Below are 19,757 nucleotides of genomic sequence, written 5' to 3'. Positions count from 1 at the left end.
GGAATTGACATGAGCATCACCACCCAGGAACTGCAGCGCGAATTCAAATACAACAGCGTCAAGCTTGCCGACCCGAACCCGGCGTTCAGCCTCAGCCAGGTACGCGACTTCTACGCCAACGTCTACCCGGAGATCACGAGCGCCGACATCGAAGGCCCTGAGGTGGTCGGGAACAAAAATACCTACTCGTTCCGCCGCGCGGTGGGGACGAAGGGCCAGAAGCACATCAAGGCGTCGATCGACGGCGCACGCCGCTTGGTGGTCGTCGCGCCGGTGGAAAACATCGGAAAACTTGTACGCGACCTGGCCGAACTGGACAATATCGGCTGGTTCCATAGCGAGCCGCGCGCGCACTACGCAATCCGCCATACGCAAGCGCTGCTGCGCCAATGCCCGCCGAGCAGTGTGGCGGACAGCACCGTGTCGTTTTTGCGCGCCCTGCACCTGGCCCACTGCAGCGTCGCCCAGGAAGTTCACGCATGAAGCCGGCCGCCGTCATCCGCGCGAAGTTGATCGCGCAGTTGCGCGAAACCGGCTCGCTGTCGCCGGCGCCACGTCCAGCGACCGCGCTGACCAGGAACGCCGTTGGCAAGCCGGCCGCCCAGCAGGTGGCCCGCGTCATCGCCGCAGCCCGCGCAGGCTCCGGCGCGCGCTGGCTCGCGCCCGCAGCCGAACAGTCGGTGCTGCCATGATGCAGCTCTCCCCCACCTCGCCGACGGCGCTGCCGCGCATCGCCGACGGCATCCCGTTCGAGCTGTACATCCCTGGCGAGACAGGGCTCGCAGCGCCGCTTGCCCTCGCTCTGCTCGAGGCGGGCGTGGTGACCGACGACATGCTCGTCCCGGGCCCCAATGCGCGCCTGATCGAAGTGTTCAACGAACCCGACGAACGCGAAATGTCGATGCACGCGCTCACCACCTGGTGGACGGCGCTGCAGGTCAGGTTCCCGACCAAGCAATTCCGCTGGGACCTGCACGTGCAGCAGCTGGAAGACCAGACCGGCGTGCACGCCGACACCACCTCGCCCCTCGGCTGGTTCTGCATCACGCGGAACCAAAACAGCGATATACCCCGCGTCGCGCTGGCGCGCGGCGCAGGACAACTCGAAAGTTGCCTCGAAGGCTTCGGGCAAACGGTGCTAGCGGTGCTGTACGACTGCCTGCTGCGCATGCCCGAGTCGCTGAACCCCATGGCGGCTGCTGATTGGGCGGAGGCGTTGTACTGGCAAGAATCGGAAAACGACGAAGAACTGATTCAGAACGCACGCGAGGATGGCAGGATTCCCAACGTCGCCGCTGGCGCTGACGCGGAGGACGATACCGCAGACCTGATGACGCGCGCCCGCTTCTACGCTGACATGCCCCGCTGGGCGGCAAAACCGCAACGCGTTGCGTCGCGAGAAGCGATTGTGCGCGCTGCGCGCGGGGAGTACGAAAAAAGCGTGATCGCGGCTTGCGACGCCATCGCTGAATTCGCGGCCCGCCCGGGTTTCAACCTTCAGCCCTGGCACTGCGGCACCTTCCAGTCCGGCCACTACACCATCGATGGTTGCATGGTGCTGCTGTGGCGCGACGGCGATGTGGTGGGTGCCGTCATTGACGACTGGCTGAACGATCTCGGCCAGTGCGGCGAATACGTCGACTTCATCGATGAGCGGCCGGTTCATCTCAACGCCAAGGCCGTCAAGGAATACATGGCCAGGACCGAGAAGATGATAGAGCTAGCCGCGCTGACCGAGCGCCTTATCGAACTAATTGGAGAACCAATATGACCCGCGTGAACGTGATCTCGCAGGGCGAAACACGCCTGCGCTTGACGGACGCACTGCTCATGTACCGCACCGGCTCGGGCCAGGTTTACGCCACGGCCCACCCTGTGCATTTGGACCCGGAGAACCCGCAGCGCAAAATGATCGGCGCCGGCGCGCCGCTGTCGAAAGCCAACTTGGCCACCTTCGCCCGTGCCGTCGGCGCAGCTACCGCATTTGGCGGATTCGTGCCGGAGAATCTGCTGTACACGTCGGCAAACATGATCGCCTGGTGGGTGCCCGCGTCGATCCGCCGCAGCTGGTTCAAGGCCAACGCGCGGGCCGCTGAGATGGGCGAGCGAAGCGGCGACGTGGCGCATCCTGCCCTGGTGTTCGTAGTGGTTCCCGGCGACTGGTACGTGTTCGCGCTACGCGACTCTGCGCGCCCTGGACCGGCCACCCAGCTGCAGCACGCGCCGCATTTCAACGTCTGGGACGGCGGCCGCATCTGCACTGGCAGCGTGACATTGCCGCCGGCGATCGAAGCTGACGCGATCCGGGACTACGAAGCCGCGTTCTTCCGCAGCCGGTTCACCCACCCGAACCGCGCCGACGCCGTGAAGTATCGCGGCGGCGCCACCGCGTTGTGGATCGACCAGTTGAACAAGCCCGACATGCCGGCCATGGTACGCGCGCTGCGGCCGGCCAAAGAAACCCTACGGCAAGCGATTGAACGCATCACCGCTCGCCACAACAAATCCCAATAACTGGAGGAAGTATGACCGGACAAGAGTACCTGATCAAAATGGACCAACTGCTGGACATGACGAAGGCAGCATTTGCCGAGTTTGCAGCCACGACCGAAGCGGCAATCAATGCCGCGCGCCCGCAGGTCCTGGCAGTGGACGAAGATGCGGCTGACGCTGCAGCTTTGCAGCTGGACACTGCACTGCTGCGCGCCGTGCCGATGGTAGTGGCGCCGGCGCACTGTGAATTCCTCCCACTGCAGGAGAATGGGCACCGCCTGGTGCTGGCCGCCGATGGCGTATACCTCGAGGCGCGCCGCCCGTGGCTGCATCTACTACATCGGCTCACGGCCATTCCGAACGTGCACGTTCCGTACGGCGCCGTGCAACCGAAAGTGGAGCTGGCCTTCGGGCCGCTCGGCGGCGCCATGCCGCAGCTTCAGGAGTTCGCGCACCGCGCTCGCGGCGTGGCCCCGGTCGAGGCCGCCGCAAGCGTGATTTGGAACAGTGCCAGCAACGCGTGGCGTATCGCCTACCCGGAAACCATCGGCCAGGCCAGCACCGCCCATATCCAGTTCAAGCAAGTAGAGCTTGCCGAGGACGAGCACCTCGTGATCGACCTGCACAGCCACGGACACGGGCCGGCCTTCTTCAGCGCTACGGACGACGCAGACGACGCCGGCAGCGTGAAGATCGCCGGCGTCTACGGCATGCTGGATCAGGATGAGCCTACCGTCACCTTCCGCCTGTGCGTGCTCGGGCTTACCATACCGCTGAGCGTGCCAGCGGCCAGGATTTACGCGTAGGAGCGCTCATGCCACACTACCTTCCCGCTATCATGCTGCAGCAGCAGGTGCAGATCGCACTGGTCGGCTGCGGCGGCAACGGCTCGCAAATGCTGACAGGCCTTGCGCGGCTGAACCACGCTCTGGTCGCACTTGGCCACCCGGGCCTGGCCGTCTACGCTTTCGATCCGGACGTCGTCAGCGAGGCCAATATGGGCCGCCAGATGTTCGGCGCCTTCGACGTCGGCTCGCCGAAGGCGCACGTGCTGGTAAACCGCATCAACGCCTTCTTCGGGCTTGCCTGGCGCTCGCACTTCGGCCGATACGAGGACGAGGCCAGCGCCTTCGACATGATGATCGTCTGCGTCGACAGCGCACGCGCCCGCCGCGACATTCAGCAGCACGTACGCAACTTTCGCGCGCACTACCTGATGGACCTGGGCAACCGGGCGGCGGACGGGCAAGTGATCCTAGGCGAGATCCGGCCCACGCACGACAAGAGCAAGCTGCAGCAGGACCACGTGGAGCTCGCCAGCCCCTACTCCATCCTGCCCGAGCTGGTGGACACCTCGGTGCCTGAGGACGACACGCCGAGCTGCGGCCTGGCCGAGGCGCTCGAGCGCCAGGAGCTGTTCGTCAACCAGTCCATCGTGACGCCGGCGCTGAGCATCCTGTGGGAATTATTCCGCTACGGCCGCATCACTTGGCACGGCGCCTTCGTCAACCTCCGCACCGGCACCATGCGCCCACTTCCTGTGAAAGGCGGTGCAGCGTGAATTCGCCGGTAAAGAGGATCTATGTCGACCTGCCGGAGGTCGCCAGCGTGCTGTCGCTGGCAACCGCCACCATTCAGAAGCTGGTTCGGCAAAACGAGTTCCCACCGCCGCGCAAGTTGTCCGCCCAGCGCGTCGGCTGGCTGCTGCGCGAGGTCGAGGCATGGGCTGAGGAGCGCCCGGTATCTGATTTGCCGCCGCCGCCGAACACTGGCAGCCGCAAGGGGATCAAGCGCGCGCCAACTGCTCAAGATGGGGATCCAGGCGCGTGAGCCACTCGCGCCGTTCCTTGTCATACGAGTGGCGGTTGTACACTCCTGTAATACCCTGCTTCATGTGGCCGAGAATTGCTTCCCCCACCTCGTCCGGGCAGCCCAGGGACGCCAGCAGCGTCCGTGAGCTGCGCCGGAGATCATGCGGCGCCCAGCGCTCCACAGGCAATCTCGGCCTCTCATACTCTGGCCGCGTCTTCGAGTAGGGCATGTGCAGCCAGACCTGCGAGGCCACATTCTTCTGCTCGACATGCCCCGACGCGCAGTGTTTTGACGGGAAGAGATAGCCCCCTTCCGCAACTTCCAGCCGGCGCCGCACGATCCGCTCCGCGCGGCCGACCAACGGCACCCGGAAGTCCGTTGCATGCTCCCGCCAGCTGTTCTTCGTCTTATCCTTCGGCACCGTCCACCACAATCCATCGCTCTCTTCCGAAATCTCGTCGGCGTGCATGGCCATGATTTCCGAGCCGCGCGCGCACGTCCACAGGTACAACGTCAGGACGTCGTCAACGATTCGGGAAAAGTTCGGTAGCCACGGTATCAGCTTGGCCAGCTCGGCCTCGCTCAGCACCCGCTTCACCACGCCGGCCGGCGCGCCCTGGATCATCCGCCCCTTGCTGCGCAATTTGCCGCGCATGATCAGGCGCCACCAGTTCGGCACGGATTCCGGCAGCCGGCCGGAATCGAGCGCGTAGTCCCACGCTGCGCCGATTTCCGCGCGCAGCTTCGCGGCCTGGACGGGGATGTGCCCGAACGATTCGATCAGGTCGAACGCCACCGAGCGGGTGACGTCGGCCGCGCGCAGGTAGCCGGTCTCCCCCAGCATGGTATCGAACATACGCCGGACCTCGACGGCCCCTTTTTCGCCCCGGTTCTTCTCGATGTACTTCACCAAGTAGTTGTTGCAGATGTCGGCAACCGTGATCACCTGCAGCGCCGCCCTCTCGCGCGCGGCGGTGGCCACCGCGCGCTTCTCGTTGCGCTCAGCCTTCTTTGTGGCGCTCGGGTCCGCGCCATCAGAGCGCGCATCGCGCAGCTTTTCCCAGGCCACCGTCGCTGCAGCGAACGAGACAACAGGCCACTCGCCGATTTTCGTCTGCTTCATCTTGCCGTCGACCGGGCTCTTATAGCGGTAAATCCACGATCGCTTAGTCGCCGTCACCTCGAAACGGAGTCCTGGGCACTCGGAGATGGTAAAGTGTTGGCCTGCTGGCAGGAGCTTGGCGGCGCGCGCGTCGAATGGCATGATTCCCTTTGCGGTGTAGGTTTGGCGTAGCTTTTACCCCGAGCGCGGGGCTGCGTCAGAATTTTAGCGTAACTTCAATTTCCGAACCGAAAAAAGTTACGCCAAAAGTGCAAGTGAGTGCATGTGCGATGATGCGGGGATAGTAAGACCAAGCTGTGCCACCGAATGACTTTTACCATATAGATCAATTACTTATTCGTGAACATGCTGTCAAATCAAGAGGTTGCAGAGTCCTCCAAATCCAAAGTTACACCTATGATGCAGCAATATCTGCGCATCAAGGCGGAACATCCGTCCATGCTGGTGTTCTACCGCATGGGCGACTTCTACGAGCTGTTCCACGAGGACGCGGAAAAGGCCTCGCGCATCCTGGGCATCACCCTGACCGCGCGCGGCAGCTCGAACGGCCAGCCCATCAAGATGGCCGGCGTGCCCTTCCACTCGCTGGAAGGCTACCTGGCCAAGCTGGTGAAGATTGGCGAGTCCTGCGCGATCTGCGAGCAGATCGGCGACCCGGCCACCAGCAAGGGCCCGGTCGAGCGCAAGGTGATGCGCGTGGTCACGCCGGGGACGCTGACCGATTCGGACCTGCTGCCCGAGAAGGCCGAGCGCCCGCTGCTGGCGCTGTGCATGATCAGCCAGCGCAAGGTGGTGACGGCCGGCCTGGCCTGGCTGTCGCTGGCCAGCGGCGCGCTGAAACTGATGGAGTTCTCCGGCGACAGCCGCACCGTTGCCATCCGCATGCAGCAGGAACTGGAGCGCATCTCGCCGGCCGAGATCCTGCGCGGCGACGACGCCGAGCTGTTCGAGGACGCCTTCAGCTGCCACGTGAACCGCGTGCCGGAGTGGCACTTCGACGTGGTGAGCGGCCACAAGGCGCTGCTGGACCAGCTGAGCGTGGCCACCCTCACCGGCTTCGGCGCGGACAACCTGGGCGCGGCCTTCGGCGCGGCCGGCGCGCTGCTGCGCTACGCACAATCGACCCAGGGACGCGGCCTGCAGCACGTGCGCAGCCTGTCGACCGAGACCGAGTCCGAATTCATCGGCCTGGATGCGGCCACGCGCCGCAACCTGGAGCTGACCGAAACCATCCGCGGCCAGGAATCGCCCACGCTGTTCTCGCTGCTGGACCACTGCCGCACCGCGATGGGTTCGCGCCTGCTGCGCTACTGGCTGCACCACGCAAAACGCGACCAGGGCGTGGCGCGCGCGCGCCACCAGGCCATTGCCGCGCTGGCGCAGAGCGACACCACCGGCATCCTGTCGCAGACGCTGGCGCAGGTGCCGGACATCGAGCGCATCACCACGCGCATTGCGCTGCTGTCGGCGCGCCCGCGCGACCTGGCCAGCCTGCGCGACGGCCTGAAGCAGCTGCCCATGCTGCGCCACGCGATGGAACGCAGCGTCGGGCAGGACACCGCCCAGGGCAAGCCTTCCTTGCTGGCTTCCATCCACCACGCGCTGGCCACGCCCGACAATTGCCTGGACCTGCTGACCCGCGCCGTGATGGAAGAGCCGGCCACCATGGTGCGCGACGGCGGCGTGATCGCGCGCGGCTTCGACGCCGAGCTGGACGAGCTGCGCGGCCTGTCCGAGAACGCTGGCCAGTACCTGGTGGACCTGGAAACGCGCGAGCGCGCCCGCACCGGCATCGCCAACCTGCGCGTGGAGTACAACCGCGTGCACGGCTTCTACATCGAGGTGACCAACGGCCAGGCCGACAAGGTGCCGGAAGACTACCGCCGCCGCCAGACGCTGAAGAACTGCGAGCGCTACATCACGCCGGAACTGAAGGCCTTCGAGGACAAGGCGCTGTCGGCGCAGGACCGCGCGCTGGCGCGCGAGAAAATCCTGTACGACCAGCTGCTGGCCGACCTGGCGCCCTTCATCGGCGCGCTGCAGACCATTGCGCAGGCGCTGGCCCAGATCGACACGCTGACCGCCCTCACCAGCCACGCGCTGCGCCACAACTGGTGCGCGCCGGAGCTGGTGGCCGAACCGTGCATCAACATCGTGGAAGGCCGACACCCCGTGGTGGAAGGCCAGATCGAGCGCTTCATCGCCAACGACTGCCGCTTCGTCAACGACCGCCGCCTGCTGCTGATCACCGGCCCGAACATGGGCGGTAAATCGACCTTCATGCGCCAGGTGGCGCTGATTACACTGCTGGCCTACGTGGGCAGCTATGTGCCCGCCACCAGCGCCGTGATCGGCCCGATCGACCGCGTGTTCACCCGCATCGGCGCCACCGACGACCTGGCCGGCGGCCGCTCCACCTTCATGGTGGAGATGACGGAGGCCGCCGCCATCCTGAACGGCGCCACCGACAACTCGCTGGTGCTGATGGATGAAATCGGCCGCGGCACGTCCACCTTCGACGGCCTGGCGCTGGCCTGGGCCATTGCGCGCCACCTGATCGACACCAGCCGCAGCTTCACGCTGTTCGCCACCCACTACTTCGAGCTAACGCAGCTGCCGGAAAGCCATCCGACCGCCGCCAACGTGCACCTGTCGGCCGTGGAGCACAAGGACACCATCGTGTTCCTGCACGCGGTGCAGAACGGCCCGGCCTCGCAAAGCTACGGCTTGCAGGTGGCGCAGCTGGCAGGCGTGCCGCAGCCGGTGATCAAGGCCGCGCGCAAGCACCTGGCGCGCCTGGAGGCGCAGGCGCTGGACGCCACGCCGCAGCTGGACCTGTTTGCCGCGCCGGCCACGGACGCCAACGACGACGAGGCGCCGCAGCCGCACGGAACGCAGCACGGCACGCAGCACGCGCCCGCAGCGCAAGCTGCCGAATCGCCCGCCATGCGCGAACTGCTGGACGCGCTGGACGGCCTGGATCCGGACGCGCTCACGCCGCGCGAAGCGCTGGAACGCCTGTACCAGCTGAAGCGCCTTGCGGAGCCGGCGCTGGCATGACGCGGCGCGGCGCCCTGCTGCTGATGGCCTGCCTGGCCGCGTCGCCCGCGTTCGCCCTGGCGGCGGCAGGCAAGACCGCCACGGGCAAGGCTGCCGCTGCGGCGGCGAAGAACCCGCGCGCCTTCCAGTTCGGCGCCATCGGCCATGCCTTCAAGGCCGACGCCGACGAAGCGCTGCTCAAGCGCGCCATCGCGGAGGTGAACCAGGAAAAACCGGTGTTCATCGTGGCCACCGGCATCAAGGGGGCCGGCGAGCCTTGCAGCGACAAGCTGTACGCGCAGCGCAAGGAGGTACTGGACGAATCGCCTCGCCCCATCATCGTCTCGCCGGCCGGCAGCGACTGGACCGCGTGCCGCAATTCGGCCGGGCGCTCCAACGCCATCGAGCGGCTGAACCGAATCCGCGAGGTGTTCTATCCGGATAACCGCTCGCTGGGCGCGCAGCCCATCACGCTGACGCGGCTGTCGGCCACGGCGAAGTTCCGCAGCTATGCGGAGAACGCCTACTGGGAACACGGGCCGGTGCTGTTCGCCACGCTGAACCTGCCGGCCAAGAATAACCACTACCTGCAGGAAGCGGGCCGCAACAGCGAATTCGAGGACAGGCTGGTGGCCAACCGCGCCTGGCTGCACCGCCTGTTCGCCATGGCGCAGCGGCGCGGCGTGGAAGGCATCGTGCTGTTTTCAGATGGCGATTTGGGTGCGCACGTGGAGGAAGGCTTTTCGCTGCTGGGCGGCTTCTCCGAGAAGCAGGACGGCTTCACGCAGGTGCGCAAGCAGGTACGCGCGCTGGCGGAGAAATTCAAAGGCAAGGTGCTGCTGATCGATAACCAGGGCGACGGCAAGACCGCGCCCGCCATCACGTGGCACGGCAACCTGGGACATCTGGGACTGGGTGCCGAGTGGGAAGCGGTGCGGGTGCAGCCGGGCAGTGGCGCGCTGTTTACGCTGGTGGATGGCGCGGACGCGGCGCCGTGACGCTGGCGGGTTACGCGCTCGCCGCGCTAACCCGCCCTACGGGACTGGAAATCCGTGATGCGTAGGGCGGGTTAGGCGGAACGCCGTAACCCGCCGTGAGCCGCCGTGAGCCGCTTAGTGAATCGGGTGCGAGCGGAACTCGTCGCCTTCGTCGCCGTCATCTTCATCGCCATGGTGGTGGCCATGGGCGCCGTGCACGTGCTCGTGGGCGATTTCTTCGTCGGTGGCGGCACGCACGTCCACTACTTCCAGTTCAAAGCGCAGGGCCATGCCGGCCAGCGGGTGGTTGCCGTCCAGCACAACCTTATCGTCCGCGATTTCGGTCACGGTAAAGATCATGGCTTCTTCGTCGCCGTCGTCGCCGTCAGGCATGCCTTCGAACTGCATGCCCACTTCCAGCGGTTCCGGCAGGCGGTTGCGCGGCTCGACCTTGACCAGGTTGGCGTCGTAGTCGCCGAACGCGTCTTCCGGTTCGATCTGCAGCGTGGTCGCGTAACCGGTCTCTTTGCCATCCAGTTCTTCTTCGATTTTCGGCAGAGTGTTCTCGTATCCGCCGTGCAGGTAGACCATAGGCTGGCGACCGTCTTCGATGAGGTTGTTTTGCGCGTCGGACAGTTTGTAGTTCACGGTCACGACGGTATTCTTGGCGATCTTCATATGGCTTCCTTTCATATTTAAGCTGCGAGATTATACCCTGTAAGCCCTATAGGGCATGGAGTCCGCGCCGCCACGAATTCCCCCATCCGCGTGCTTGTTATAATAACGTATGAAAAAATTACCTCTCTTGGGCGACATCACGCCCGCGCAATTCCTGCGCGACTATTGGCACAAGAAGCCTTTACTCATCCGTCAAGCCGTGCCCGGCTTCAAGCCACTGCTGACGCTGGACGCGCTGGCCGGCCTGGCCAGCAAGAACTATGTTGAATCGCGCCTGGTCACCATGAGCGGCGGCAACTGGGACATGCAGCACGGCCCGCTGGAATCGCTGCCCGCGCGCGATGAAAAGGCCTGGACCATGCTGGTGCAGGGAGTGAACCTGTTCGACGCCCGCGCCGACGCGCTGCTGCGCCAGTTCCGCTTCATTCCCGACGCCCGCCTGGACGACCTGATGGTGAGCTTTGCCACCGACGGCGGCGGCGTGGGCCCGCACTTCGACTCTTACGACGTGTTCCTGCTGCAAGCGCAGGGCCAGCGCCGCTGGCGCATCAGTGCACAGAAAGACCTGGACCTGGTCGAAGGCCTGCCGCTGAAAATCCTGGCCAATTTCGAGGCCGACGAGGAATTCGTGCTGGAACCCGGCGACATGCTCTACCTGCCGCCGCACTACGCGCACGACGGCACCGCCATCGGCGACTGCCAGACCTACTCGATCGGCTTCCGCTCGCCGTCCTTCCAGGAACTGGGCGAGAACTTCCTGCAATGGATGGCGGACTCCATCGACCTGCCGGGCCGCTACGCCGACCCGGAACTGGAGGCGAGTTCCAAGCCGGCCGAAATTCCGCGCCACATGCTGGACACCGTGATTGAAGAACTCAACAAGGTGCGCTTCACCGAGGACGACATCACGATCTTCCTGGGCGAATACCTGTCCGAGCCTAAACACAATGTGTTCTTCACCGGCCCGGCCAAGCCGCTCACGCTGGAGCGCTTCCTGCAGGCGGCCGAAAAGAAAGGCGGCGTGGTGCTGTCGGCCAAGTCGCAGATGCTGTACCGGGGCAGCCATGTCTTCATCAACGGCGAATCGTTCGCCATCGGCCGCGCCGACCGCGCCGCGCTGGTGGCGCTGGCCAACGAGCGCGCCCTGGACCCGGCCGCGCTGGCCGCCGCATCGGACGACGTAATCGACGCGCTGTACGCCTGGTACACCGACGGCTGGCTGGAACTGGCCGCCGGCAAATAAGGAGCCGCCATGGAAAAGCAGATCCAGCCCTTTGATACCCGCGCGGGATTCCAGGAGCAATTGCGGGTCTGCATCGCCAAGGCCAGGCTCAGCTTGCAGGTATTCGACCCGGATTTCGCCATCTGGGAGCTGGGCAGCAGCGAAATGGACGCCCTGCTGCGCCATTTCCTGTCCCGGCACGGCAGACTGGCCTTGATCGCGCACAGCAATACGGAACTGGAGCGCCATGCGCCGCGCTTCCAGCGCCTGCTGCGCGATTACAGCCATGCCATCGAATGCCGCCGCAGCAGCCCGGCGCTGCGCCAGCTGACCGATTCGTTCTGCATCGCCGACCAGCTGCACCTGGTGCGCCGTTATCACTCGGACCACTTCCGCGGCGAAGCAGTGTATGATTCAGCACCCGATACACAAGTCTGCAGCGAGCGCTTCACGGGGATGTGGGCCGAGTCCGTGCCCGGTTTGAGTGCGGACACTACTGGACTCTAGCCCTTATCAATGTAGAATGCTGCTGTTCGACCGGTAAGCCGGTAATGGCTGGCAATACCGGCAATTGGCCGAAGAACAATTAATTGCGTTATCGCAAAAAAGTTGTGATTTCGGCCCTGTCCGCTATTGCGACGCACCAAAAATCGCTATAATATTCGGTTAGGAAGTTTCCGTTGTCTGGCAGGCACCATTTGGTACGAAAGGCCTACGAAGACGCCCTAATGAGCGATAATTACCGGTAATTATTCATCGCAACATTGTTGTTTATTTTTTGAATTAATTAAGGAAAACCCATGAAAAAATCCCTGCTGATCGCCTCCCTGCTGGCTGTTGCTCTGGCTGCTTGCTCCAAAAAAGAAGAAGCTCCTGCTGCTCCAGTAGCAACCCCAGAAGTTGCTGCTCCAGCACCAGCTCCAGCTGCTCCAGCTGCTGACGCTGCCGCTCCTGCTGCTGCTCCAGCCGCTGACGCTGCTGCTGCTGCCGCTACCGCCGCTTCGGCTGCCGCTTCGGCTGCTTCCGCTGCTGCTTCGGCTGCTTCGGCTGCTGCATCCGCTGCTGCGAAGTAATCAGTCAGTTGGAAAAGAAAACCGGCTTCGGCCGGTTTTTTTTCGCCCATCCTTTCGTGCGAGGGATAAGCGGACATAAAAAAACCGGCCAAAGCCGGTTTTTTTAATGTAACAACTTATTTCAGCTGTTCGTGCAGCAAGGTCAGGATCTTCTCGCCGGTGGCGCTGGTTTCCGGCTTGCCGTCGTTGCTCAGCACGGTCACGTCGCTGGTCGAGCCGGACGCGCCGGCCTTGACCGCCACGCGGTAGCGCTGCGCTTCCTTGTCCTTCTCGGACGAGCCCCAGCTGAACAGCTTGGAGAAGAAGCCCTTGGTGGCGCCGGCGTCCTGGTCCACGTAGCGGACGAAGTAGATGCCCTGCACGCGGTCGCGGTCTTCCACGGTGAAGCCGGCGCGGTCCAGCGCCAGGCCGACGCGGCGCCAGGCGCGGTCGAAGCCTTCGTCCACTTCCACCAGGCGCTCGGCACCCGCCCCTTTCAGGGTGGCGTGCTGCGGCTGGACGATGGCGTTGTCGACGGCGGTGCGCGACGAAGCTTCATCCTTGCCGCCGCCCAGCTTGGTCATCAACTTGGCGATGAACAGCGCTTCCAGGTTGGGGTCGTTCGGGCGCGCGGTCCACATGGTGGTTTCCTTCTGGGCGCCGGTGATGACTTCCTCGGCGCCGCGATGGCTGATGTAGACCTCGGTGCTGCCGTCCGGCAGGCGCTCCAGGCGGGTACGGAATTTATCCCGCTCGCCGCTGGAATACAGCGAATCGAATACCTTGCCGATGGTGTTGCGCACGAAGTCCTGCGGGATCTTGGCGCGGTTTTCATTCCATTCGGTTTCCAGGATGCCAGCCTTGGGCTCGTTCAGGGACAGGGTGAAACCCGATTCTTCCCAGAAGTTCTTCAGCTGCGGCCACAGTTGCTCCGGGGTCTGCTTGACCACCAGCCAGCGCTGATTACCCGCGCGCATGACCTTGACGCTGTCGCTGCCGGTGGTAGCCACCTGGTTGCTGCTGCCGGCCGGCGCTGCAACGGTGCCGCCGGCGGCGCGCTGGGCCTGGTAGCCGGACGCGGTCGCCACGCCACGGGTGCTATCGGGCAGCGAATAGCGGTTATCAGCCTGCAATTGCGTCAAATCCGGCGGCACGTCCAGCGTGCTGGCTTTCTTGGCCGACTTGTAGTCGACCTTGTCGTTGCCGACGACCGAGCTGATCATGCCGCAACCGGTCAGGCTGACGGCCATGGCGGCAATGGCGGCGTAACCCAGGCCGCGCTGCGGAGTAATGGATGCTGTCTTGCGAATGGTCATGTTTTACGGGGCTTAGTTGATCAGGCCGGCTTCGCGCAGCGCGCCGCGCACGGTCTCGTGGTACTCGGCTGCCAGCGGCACCAGCGGCAGGCGTATGCCGGCAGGCATCATGCCCATTTCGGCCAGCGCCCACTTCACGGGCACCGGATTCGGCTCGACGAACAGCTTTTGATGCAGCGGGAAAACCTTGTTGTTGATCTCCATGGCCTTGGCGATCTCGCCTGCCATGGCGGCCTTGCACATTTCGTGCATGGCGCGCGGTGCGACGTTGGCCGTCACCGAGATATTGCCTTTGCCGCCAGCCAGCATCAGGGCCAGGGCGGAGGGATCGTCGCCGGAATACACGGCGAATTCCTTGGGCGCCAGGCGCAGCAGGTCCAGGCCGCGGCCGATGTTGCCGGTCGCATCCTTGACGCCGATGATGTTCTTGATGGCGGCCAGGCGCACGATGGTGTCGTTCGACATGTCGGCCACCGTGCGGCCCGGTACGTTGTACAGGATCACGGGGATGTCCACTGCTTCGGCGATGGCCTTGAAGTGCTGGTACATGCCTTCCTGGGTAGGACGGTTGTAGTACGGCACGACCTGCAGCACCGCGTCCGCGCCCGCATCCTTGGCGTAGCGGGTCAGTTCGATCGCCTCGGCGGTCGAATTGCCGCCGGCGCCGGCGATGATGGGGATGCGGCCCTTGGCGTGCTCCACGGTGGCCTTGACCAGGGCGCAATGCTCTTCAACGCTCACGGTGGCCGATTCGCCGGTGGTGCCGACAATGACAATGCCGTCCGTACCTTCGGCGATGTGCCAGTCGATCAGCTTGTTCAAACCCGGATAGTCCAGACTGCCGTCTGCGTGCATCGGGGTGACAATTGCTACTATGCTGCCCTTAATCATAGTTAACCAAAACAGTAAGAAATTAAAACAACGATTGTAGACGATAGGCCGGGTCTGTGGTGCTTCCCGGAACAGTATCGTATATTAAATTGCGATTTAAACGTGATGAAAACGTCATCAAAATGACGGCAAGAGCGCGGCAACGCGCGGGAATTCCGCCTTGACAGCGCAGATGCGTTGCACCAGAGCAGGTTTCGGCGATTCCACCAGCCCGTCCTCGAAGGCGATCACGCGCAGCCCGTGCCTGGCGGCCCAGTCCAGCAATTCGCCCGGCGCCAGCAGGTAGTCCGGATTGGACGGCTTGCCGAACTGTGCATTGCCATCCGAAAACGTTTCATACAGCAGCACACCATTCGGCGCCAGGCTGGCCAGCATATCCGCCACCAGCGGCCGGTGCAGGTAATTGGTGACCACGATGCCGGCGAAACGGCCGGGGCCGAAGGGCCATACCGCGCCCTCCGCCTCCAGGTCGATTTGCGAGGTGACGATGCCATCGCCGGCGGCGGCCGCCAGCGAATCGGCGTTCTGGTCCACCGCCACCACGGAATGGCCCAGGGACACCATGTGGCGCGCGTGGCGGCCGGTGCCGCAAGCCAGGTCCAGCACTTCGCCGCCCGGGATCAGGGGTGCAAAACGCTGCACCCAGGGAGAAACTTGTTCACTCATGTATAGGAAAGTCCCATTGCTTCGCGCACATCGCGCATGGTTTCTTGAGCCAGCTTGCGGGCCACGTCGTTGCCGTCGGCAACGATGGCGCGCACCAGCGTGGGGTCGTCCAGGTAGGGCTGGGCGCGCTCGTGCATCGGCTCCTGCTCCTTGATGATGGCGTCGATCACGGGCTGCTTGCATTCGATGCAGCCGATGCCGGCCGAGCGGCAGCCCTTGACCACCCACTCCTGGGTAGGGTTGTCCGAATAGACCTGGTGGAACTGCCATACGGGGCAGCGCGCCGGATCGCCCGGGTCGCTGCGGCGCACGCGGGCCGGGTCGGTGGGCATGGTGCGCACCTTCTTGGTGACCACGTCCTTGTCCTCGCGCAGCGCGATGGCGTTGCCGTAACTCTTGGACATCTTGCGCCCGTCCAGTCCCGGCAGGCGGCCGGAGACCGTCAGCTTGGCCTGCGGCTCCACCAGGATCAGCTTGCGGCTGCCCTCCAGGTAGCCGAACAGGCGCTCGCGGTCTATCATCGACAGGCTGTGGGCGTCGTCCAGCATGGCCTTGGCCTGCTCCAGCGCCTCGTCGTCGCCATCCTGCTGGTACTGGGTGCGCAGTTCGTTGTACAGCTTGGCGCGCTTGCTGCCCAGCTTCTTCACCGCATCCTGGGCCTTCTGCTCGAAACCCTTTTCTTTGCCGTACAAATGGTTAAAACGCCGTGCAATTTCGCGCATCATTTCAATGTGCGGCAGCTGGTCCTCGCCCACCGGCACGTCCGACGCGCGATAGATCAGCACGTCTGCCGCCTGCAGCAGCGGATAGCCGAGGAAGCCGTAGGTTGCCAGGTCTTTCGAAGCCAGGTTCTCGATCTGGTCTTTATACGTGGGCACCCGCTCCAGCCAGCCCAGCGGCGTGGCCATCGACAGCAGCAGGTGCAGTTCGGCATGCTCGGGCACGCGTGACTGGATGAACAGCGTGGCCTGCGAAGGGTCGATGCCGGCAGCCAGCCAGTCCACCAGCATGTCCCAGGTGCTGCGCTCGATCAGTTCGGGGTCGTCGTAGTGGGTGGTCAGCGCATGCCAGTCGGCCACGAAGAACAGGCAGGGCAGCTCGGCCTGCATCTTGACCCAATTGGTCATCGCACCGTGGTAGTGGCCCAGGTGCATGGCGCCCGTGGGGCGCATGCCGGAAACGACGCGGTCGGGATACATGGCGGTCAGCCCAGCAGCAGGCGCAGCGGGTACACCAGCGTGATGAACAAGCCCTGCGTCAGCTGCACCATGGTGGCCAGGATGGGGCTGAGGATGCCGGTGTACATCAGCGCCAGCAGGCCGATGAAGACATAGGGACCGTAGCGCTCGATGCGCGCGAACTTGTAGGCCAGCGCGTCCGGCAGCAGCGCGGTCACGATGCGGCCGCCGTCCAGCGGCGGCACCGGAATCAGGTTGAACACGCACATCACCGCGTTGGTCAGGATGCCGGCCTTGGCCATGCCCAGCAGGAAGGGTTCTTGCACGCCGAGGCGGTACAGGAACAGCAGCACGATGGTCCAGCCCAGGCCCATGGCGAAGTTGGCGGCCGGACCGGCGGCGGCCACGAAACCCATCTGCTTTTTCGGGTTGCGCAGGCGGCTGTAGTCCACCGGCACCGGCTTGGCGTAGCCGAAGGCCATGCCCAGCGGGCTCAGCGCGAGCAGGATGGGCAGCAGCACGGTGCCGAACCAGTCGATGTGCGCCAGCGGGTTGACGGTCAGCCTGCCCTGCTGCTCGGCGGTGGTGTCGCCGAAATAGCGGGCCACGTAGCCATGGGCGGCTTCATGCAGGGAGATGGCGAAAAGCACAGGAATCGCAAACACGGCGATGGTCTGTATCGTTTGATTGAAATCGGTCATAGGTAAAATTCTACCAGACCGGGATGAGCGGCCTGGAGCGTGGGGAAATGGAGGAGGTGGAAGATGCTTACAGGCCCAGCACGGCGGGATCGCCCCGGCCCTGGCGCACCAGTTCCGGTTCCGCGCCGCTCAGGTCGATGACGGTGGTCGGTTCGAAGCTGCAGGCGCCGCCGTCGACAATCAGGTCGACCTGCTTTTCCAGCCGCTCGCGCACCATGTCGGGATCGGTCAGGGGCTGGTCGTCGCCAGGCAGGATCAGCGTGGTGCCCAGCAGCGGCTGCTGCAGCTCGGCCAGCAGCATCTCGACGATGCAGTTTTCCGGCACCCGCAGGCCGATGGTCTTGCGCGACGGATGGCTCAGGCGGCGCGGCACGCAGCGCGTGGCCTCCAGGATGAAGGTGAACGGGCCCGGGGTGGCCGCCTTCAGCAGGCGGAACTGCTTGTTGTCCACGCGCGCATACACGCCGATCTCGCTCAGGTCCCGGCACAGCAGGGTCAGGTGGTGCTTCTCGTCGATGCCGCGGATGCGGCGCAGCCGCTCGACCGCGGCCTTGTCGTCCAGGTGGCACACCAGCGCATAGCAGGAATCGGTCGGCAGCGCCACGATGCCGCCGCCGTGGATGATCTGCGCGGCCTGCTTGATCAGGCGCAGTTGCGGGTTGACCGGATGAATCTGGAAGTATTGGCTCATGTCGGGCGACGGTTAGCGCGGCAGCTGCTGCAGGGCCGCGATGCGCTGCTCCATCGGCGGGTGGGTCGAAAACAGCGCCGACCAGCCGCCGCCGCCCGTGATGCCGGAAGCGGCCATGTTCTGCGGCAGCGCGCCCGGTTCCAGCCCGCCCAGGCGGGCCAGCGCGTGCTGCATCGGCACGCTGCTGCCCAGCAGCTTGGCCGAACCGGCGTCGGCGCGGAATTCGCGCTGGCGCGAGAACCAGGCCACGATGATGGAAGCGAGCAGGCCGAACACGATCTCGCACACGAACACCGTGATCATGTAGCCGATGCCGTTGCCGCTGCTGCGTTCGTCCTTGCTGCGCAGCATATTGTCAACAAAGAAGCCGACGATGCGGGCCAGGAAGACCACGAAGGTATTCACCACGCCCTGGATCAGGGTCATGGTCACCATGTCGCCGTTGGCGATGTGCGCCACCTCGTGGCCCAGCACGGCCTCCACCTCGTCGCGGTTCATCGACTGCAGCAGGCCGGTGGACACCGCCACCAGGGCCGAATTCTTGAAGGCGCCGGTGGCGAAGGCGTTCGGCTCGCCGTCATACACGGCCACTTCCGGCATGCCGATGCCGGCGCGCTCGGCCAGCTGGCGCACGGTGGCCACCAGCCACTGCTCGGTGGAGTTGGCAGGCGCGTCGATGACGCGGGCGCCGGTGCTCCATTTGGCCATCGGCTTGCTGATCAGCAGGGAAATGATGGAGCCGGTGAAGCCCACCACCAGCGAAAACGCCAGCAAGGTGCCGAGCTGCAGCTGGCCGCCGGCCGAGGGACGGCCGATGCCCAGCAGCGACAGGACCAGCGACAACACCAGCATCACGGCCAGGTTGGTGGCGATAAAGAGGACGATACGTTTCATATTGCGATTCTCCGCAGAGTTACCCGAGCATAAGATATGGCCGGGTAGCCGGAATTACAAGTGCTTTAGAACCAGTCGTGCCAGACCGGCGTCACATTGTTTGGCAGCGGCGGCAGCAGCTTGAAGTCCACCCGCGCCTCGCCGGGCGCGTGGAAATCCGTGCCGCGCGAGGCCAGGAAGCCGTAGGCATTGGCCAGGCGCGCGTATTCAGGGTACTGGTCCGGCGTGTGGCTGCCGGTAACCACCTCGATGGCGGTGCCGCCCATCTGCTTGAACTCGTCGAACAGGACGCCCTCGGCGGTGTCGCTGAACTTGTAGCGGCCCGGGTGGGCGATGACGGCAATGCCGCCCGCGCCGCGTATCCACTGCACCGACTGCTCCAGGGTGGCCCAGCGGTGCTCGACGTAGCCCGGCTTGCCTTCGCACAGGTATTTCTTGAACACTTCGGACGTGTTGCGGCAGGCGCCGATCTCGACGATGTAGCGCGCGAAGTGGGTGCGCGACATCAGGTTGGGATTGGACACGTACTTCAGCGCGCCCTCGTAGGCGTCCGGGATGCCGGCCTTGGCCAGCTGCACGGCGATCTCGCGGCCGCGGTTGTCGCGGCCCGAACGGGTAGCCTCCAGCCCCTGCACCAGGGCGGGGTTGTTCTCGTCGATCTGCAGGCCGACAATGTGCACCGTCTCGCCGGCCCAGGTGATGGAGATTTCCACGCCGGTGACGAAGCGCATGCCCTGCTCGGCGGCGGCGGCGCGGGCGGCCGCGATGCCGCCCACCTCGTCATGGTCGGTCAGCGCCCACACGTCCACCCCGGCCTCGCGCGCCACCTTGGCGACCTTGGCCGGCGGCAGCACGCCGTCGGAAACGTTGGAATGGCAGTGTAAATCTACATTCATACGGGCTGGAATATTTTCGGTAATAGAAGCTCCATTGTACGCTGCGATGGCGGGTTACGCGCTGCGCGCCAACCCGCCCTACATCCGGACGGCGCCCCGCATCCCGCACGGTGCCAAACATCCCGCAC

General features: G+C 64.7%; 22 protein-coding genes. 12 read left to right on the top strand and 10 right to left on the bottom strand.

Annotated features, from left to right (window positions below; all coding sequences use genetic code 11):
* The first annotated feature begins 9 nt into the window (after positions 1–9).
* From ASC94_RS31690 to ASC94_RS31685, 7 genes are read left to right on the top strand one after another with little or no spacing between them, the layout of a single operon-like run.
* Positions 10–483 (top strand): PRTRC system protein C, encoded by a 474-nt coding sequence (locus ASC94_RS31690; RefSeq protein ID WP_082616398.1) that lies wholly within the window; start codon positions 10–12, stop codon positions 481–483.
* Positions 480–692: a hypothetical protein gene (locus tag ASC94_RS10910; protein ID WP_056394242.1), complete on the top strand. Its 213-nt coding sequence runs from the start codon at positions 480–482 to the stop codon at positions 690–692. The genes ASC94_RS31690 and ASC94_RS10910 overlap by 4 nt, the downstream gene beginning before the upstream one ends.
* On the top strand, positions 689–1,771 hold the full coding sequence (locus tag ASC94_RS10905; RefSeq protein ID WP_056394239.1) for a PRTRC system protein F: 1,083 nt from the start codon (positions 689–691) through the stop codon (positions 1,769–1,771). The genes ASC94_RS10910 and ASC94_RS10905 overlap by 4 nt, the downstream gene beginning before the upstream one ends.
* Positions 1,768–2,514, top strand: coding sequence for a PRTRC system protein B (locus tag ASC94_RS10900; RefSeq protein WP_056394236.1), 747 nt, complete (start codon positions 1,768–1,770; stop codon positions 2,512–2,514). The genes ASC94_RS10905 and ASC94_RS10900 overlap by 4 nt, the downstream gene beginning before the upstream one ends.
* Positions 2,515–2,525: 11 nt before the next feature.
* Complete coding sequence (locus ASC94_RS10895; RefSeq protein WP_056394233.1) at positions 2,526–3,299, top strand: PRTRC system protein A; 774 nt, start codon at positions 2,526–2,528, stop codon at positions 3,297–3,299.
* An 8-nt stretch (positions 3,300–3,307) separates the two neighbouring features.
* Positions 3,308–4,054 (top strand): PRTRC system ThiF family protein, encoded by a 747-nt coding sequence (locus tag ASC94_RS10890; protein ID WP_056394230.1) that lies wholly within the window; start codon positions 3,308–3,310, stop codon positions 4,052–4,054.
* On the top strand, positions 4,051–4,323 hold the full coding sequence (locus ASC94_RS31685; protein WP_082616397.1) for an AlpA family transcriptional regulator: 273 nt from the start codon (positions 4,051–4,053) through the stop codon (positions 4,321–4,323). The genes ASC94_RS10890 and ASC94_RS31685 overlap by 4 nt, the downstream gene beginning before the upstream one ends.
* On the opposite strand, the gene ASC94_RS10885 is transcribed toward ASC94_RS31685, so the two are convergent.
* On the bottom strand, positions 4,280–5,569 hold the full coding sequence (locus tag ASC94_RS10885; protein WP_056394227.1) for an integrase family protein: 1,290 nt from the start codon (positions 5,567–5,569) through the stop codon (positions 4,280–4,282). The two genes, ASC94_RS31685 and ASC94_RS10885, sit on opposite strands and share 44 nt — an antisense overlap.
* Positions 5,570–5,824: 255 nt before the next feature.
* Between ASC94_RS10885 and mutS the strand changes: the two genes are divergently transcribed.
* Positions 5,825–8,488 carry a DNA mismatch repair protein MutS gene (gene mutS, locus ASC94_RS10880; RefSeq protein ID WP_082616396.1) on the top strand — a complete coding sequence of 888 codons (2,664 nt, stop codon included), beginning with the start codon at positions 5,825–5,827 and terminating at the stop codon, positions 8,486–8,488.
* Positions 8,485–9,465 (top strand): hypothetical protein, encoded by a 981-nt coding sequence (locus ASC94_RS10875; protein WP_056394222.1) that lies wholly within the window; start codon positions 8,485–8,487, stop codon positions 9,463–9,465. Before mutS ends, ASC94_RS10875 begins: the two co-directional genes overlap by 4 nt.
* A gap of 114 nt (positions 9,466–9,579) precedes the next feature.
* Here ASC94_RS10875 and ASC94_RS10870 read toward each other — a convergent pair whose 3' ends face one another.
* Positions 9,580–10,122: a peptidylprolyl isomerase gene (locus tag ASC94_RS10870; RefSeq protein ID WP_056394219.1), complete on the bottom strand. Its 543-nt coding sequence runs from the start codon at positions 10,120–10,122 to the stop codon at positions 9,580–9,582.
* Positions 10,123–10,231: 109 nt separating this feature from the next.
* On the opposite strand from ASC94_RS10870, the gene ASC94_RS10865 reads away from it, so the two are divergent.
* From ASC94_RS10865 to ASC94_RS31680, 3 genes are all read left to right on the top strand, one after another.
* Complete coding sequence (locus tag ASC94_RS10865; protein ID WP_056394216.1) at positions 10,232–11,365, top strand: cupin domain-containing protein; 1,134 nt, start codon at positions 10,232–10,234, stop codon at positions 11,363–11,365.
* Positions 11,366–11,374: 9 nt separating this feature from the next.
* Positions 11,375–11,851: a hypothetical protein gene (locus ASC94_RS10860; protein ID WP_056394213.1), complete on the top strand. Its 477-nt coding sequence runs from the start codon at positions 11,375–11,377 to the stop codon at positions 11,849–11,851.
* A 293-nt stretch (positions 11,852–12,144) separates the two neighbouring features.
* Positions 12,145–12,417, top strand: coding sequence for a hypothetical protein (locus ASC94_RS31680; protein WP_082616395.1), 273 nt, complete (start codon positions 12,145–12,147; stop codon positions 12,415–12,417).
* Positions 12,418–12,533: 116 nt separating this feature from the next.
* On the opposite strand, the gene bamC is transcribed toward ASC94_RS31680, so the two are convergent.
* The 8 genes from bamC to ASC94_RS10815 all read right to left on the bottom strand — a co-directional run bounded on the left by bamC (position 12,534) and on the right by ASC94_RS10815 (position 19,629).
* Positions 12,534–13,712, bottom strand: coding sequence for an outer membrane protein assembly factor BamC (gene bamC, locus ASC94_RS10850; RefSeq protein ID WP_082616394.1), 1,179 nt, complete (start codon positions 13,710–13,712; stop codon positions 12,534–12,536).
* A gap of 12 nt (positions 13,713–13,724) precedes the next feature.
* Positions 13,725–14,603, bottom strand: a complete 879-nt coding sequence (gene dapA / locus ASC94_RS10845; RefSeq protein ID WP_056394207.1) for a 4-hydroxy-tetrahydrodipicolinate synthase — start codon at positions 14,601–14,603, stop codon at positions 13,725–13,727.
* Positions 14,604–14,720: 117 nt separating this feature from the next.
* The gene (locus tag ASC94_RS10840) at positions 14,721–15,269 is read right to left on the bottom strand and encodes a bifunctional 2-polyprenyl-6-hydroxyphenol methylase/3-demethylubiquinol 3-O-methyltransferase UbiG (protein WP_056394204.1); all 549 of its coding nucleotides are present in this window, start codon (positions 15,267–15,269) and stop codon (positions 14,721–14,723) included.
* The gene (locus ASC94_RS10835; protein ID WP_056394201.1) at positions 15,266–16,468 is read right to left on the bottom strand and encodes a tryptophan--tRNA ligase; all 1,203 of its coding nucleotides are present in this window, start codon (positions 16,466–16,468) and stop codon (positions 15,266–15,268) included. The genes ASC94_RS10840 and ASC94_RS10835 overlap by 4 nt, the downstream gene beginning before the upstream one ends.
* A gap of 5 nt (positions 16,469–16,473) precedes the next feature.
* Positions 16,474–17,148, bottom strand: coding sequence for a site-2 protease family protein (locus ASC94_RS10830; protein ID WP_056394199.1), 675 nt, complete (start codon positions 17,146–17,148; stop codon positions 16,474–16,476).
* A 67-nt stretch (positions 17,149–17,215) separates the two neighbouring features.
* Positions 17,216–17,839 carry an L-threonylcarbamoyladenylate synthase gene (locus ASC94_RS10825; protein ID WP_056394195.1) on the bottom strand — a complete coding sequence of 208 codons (624 nt, stop codon included), beginning with the start codon at positions 17,837–17,839 and terminating at the stop codon, positions 17,216–17,218.
* Between the two features lie 12 nt (positions 17,840–17,851).
* Positions 17,852–18,733, bottom strand: coding sequence for a protease HtpX (htpX, locus tag ASC94_RS10820; protein WP_056394193.1), 882 nt, complete (start codon positions 18,731–18,733; stop codon positions 17,852–17,854).
* Positions 18,734–18,798: 65 nt separating this feature from the next.
* Positions 18,799–19,629 (bottom strand): 3',5'-nucleoside bisphosphate phosphatase, encoded by an 831-nt coding sequence (locus ASC94_RS10815; RefSeq protein ID WP_056394190.1) that lies wholly within the window; start codon positions 19,627–19,629, stop codon positions 18,799–18,801.
* Positions 19,630–19,757 lie beyond the last annotated feature (128 nt).

The sequence above is a fragment of the Massilia sp. Root418 genome (assembly GCF_001425265.1).
GTDB lineage: Bacteria > Pseudomonadota > Gammaproteobacteria > Burkholderiales > Burkholderiaceae_D > Rugamonas.
This window is presented reverse-complemented; position numbering and strand designations above follow the sequence as displayed.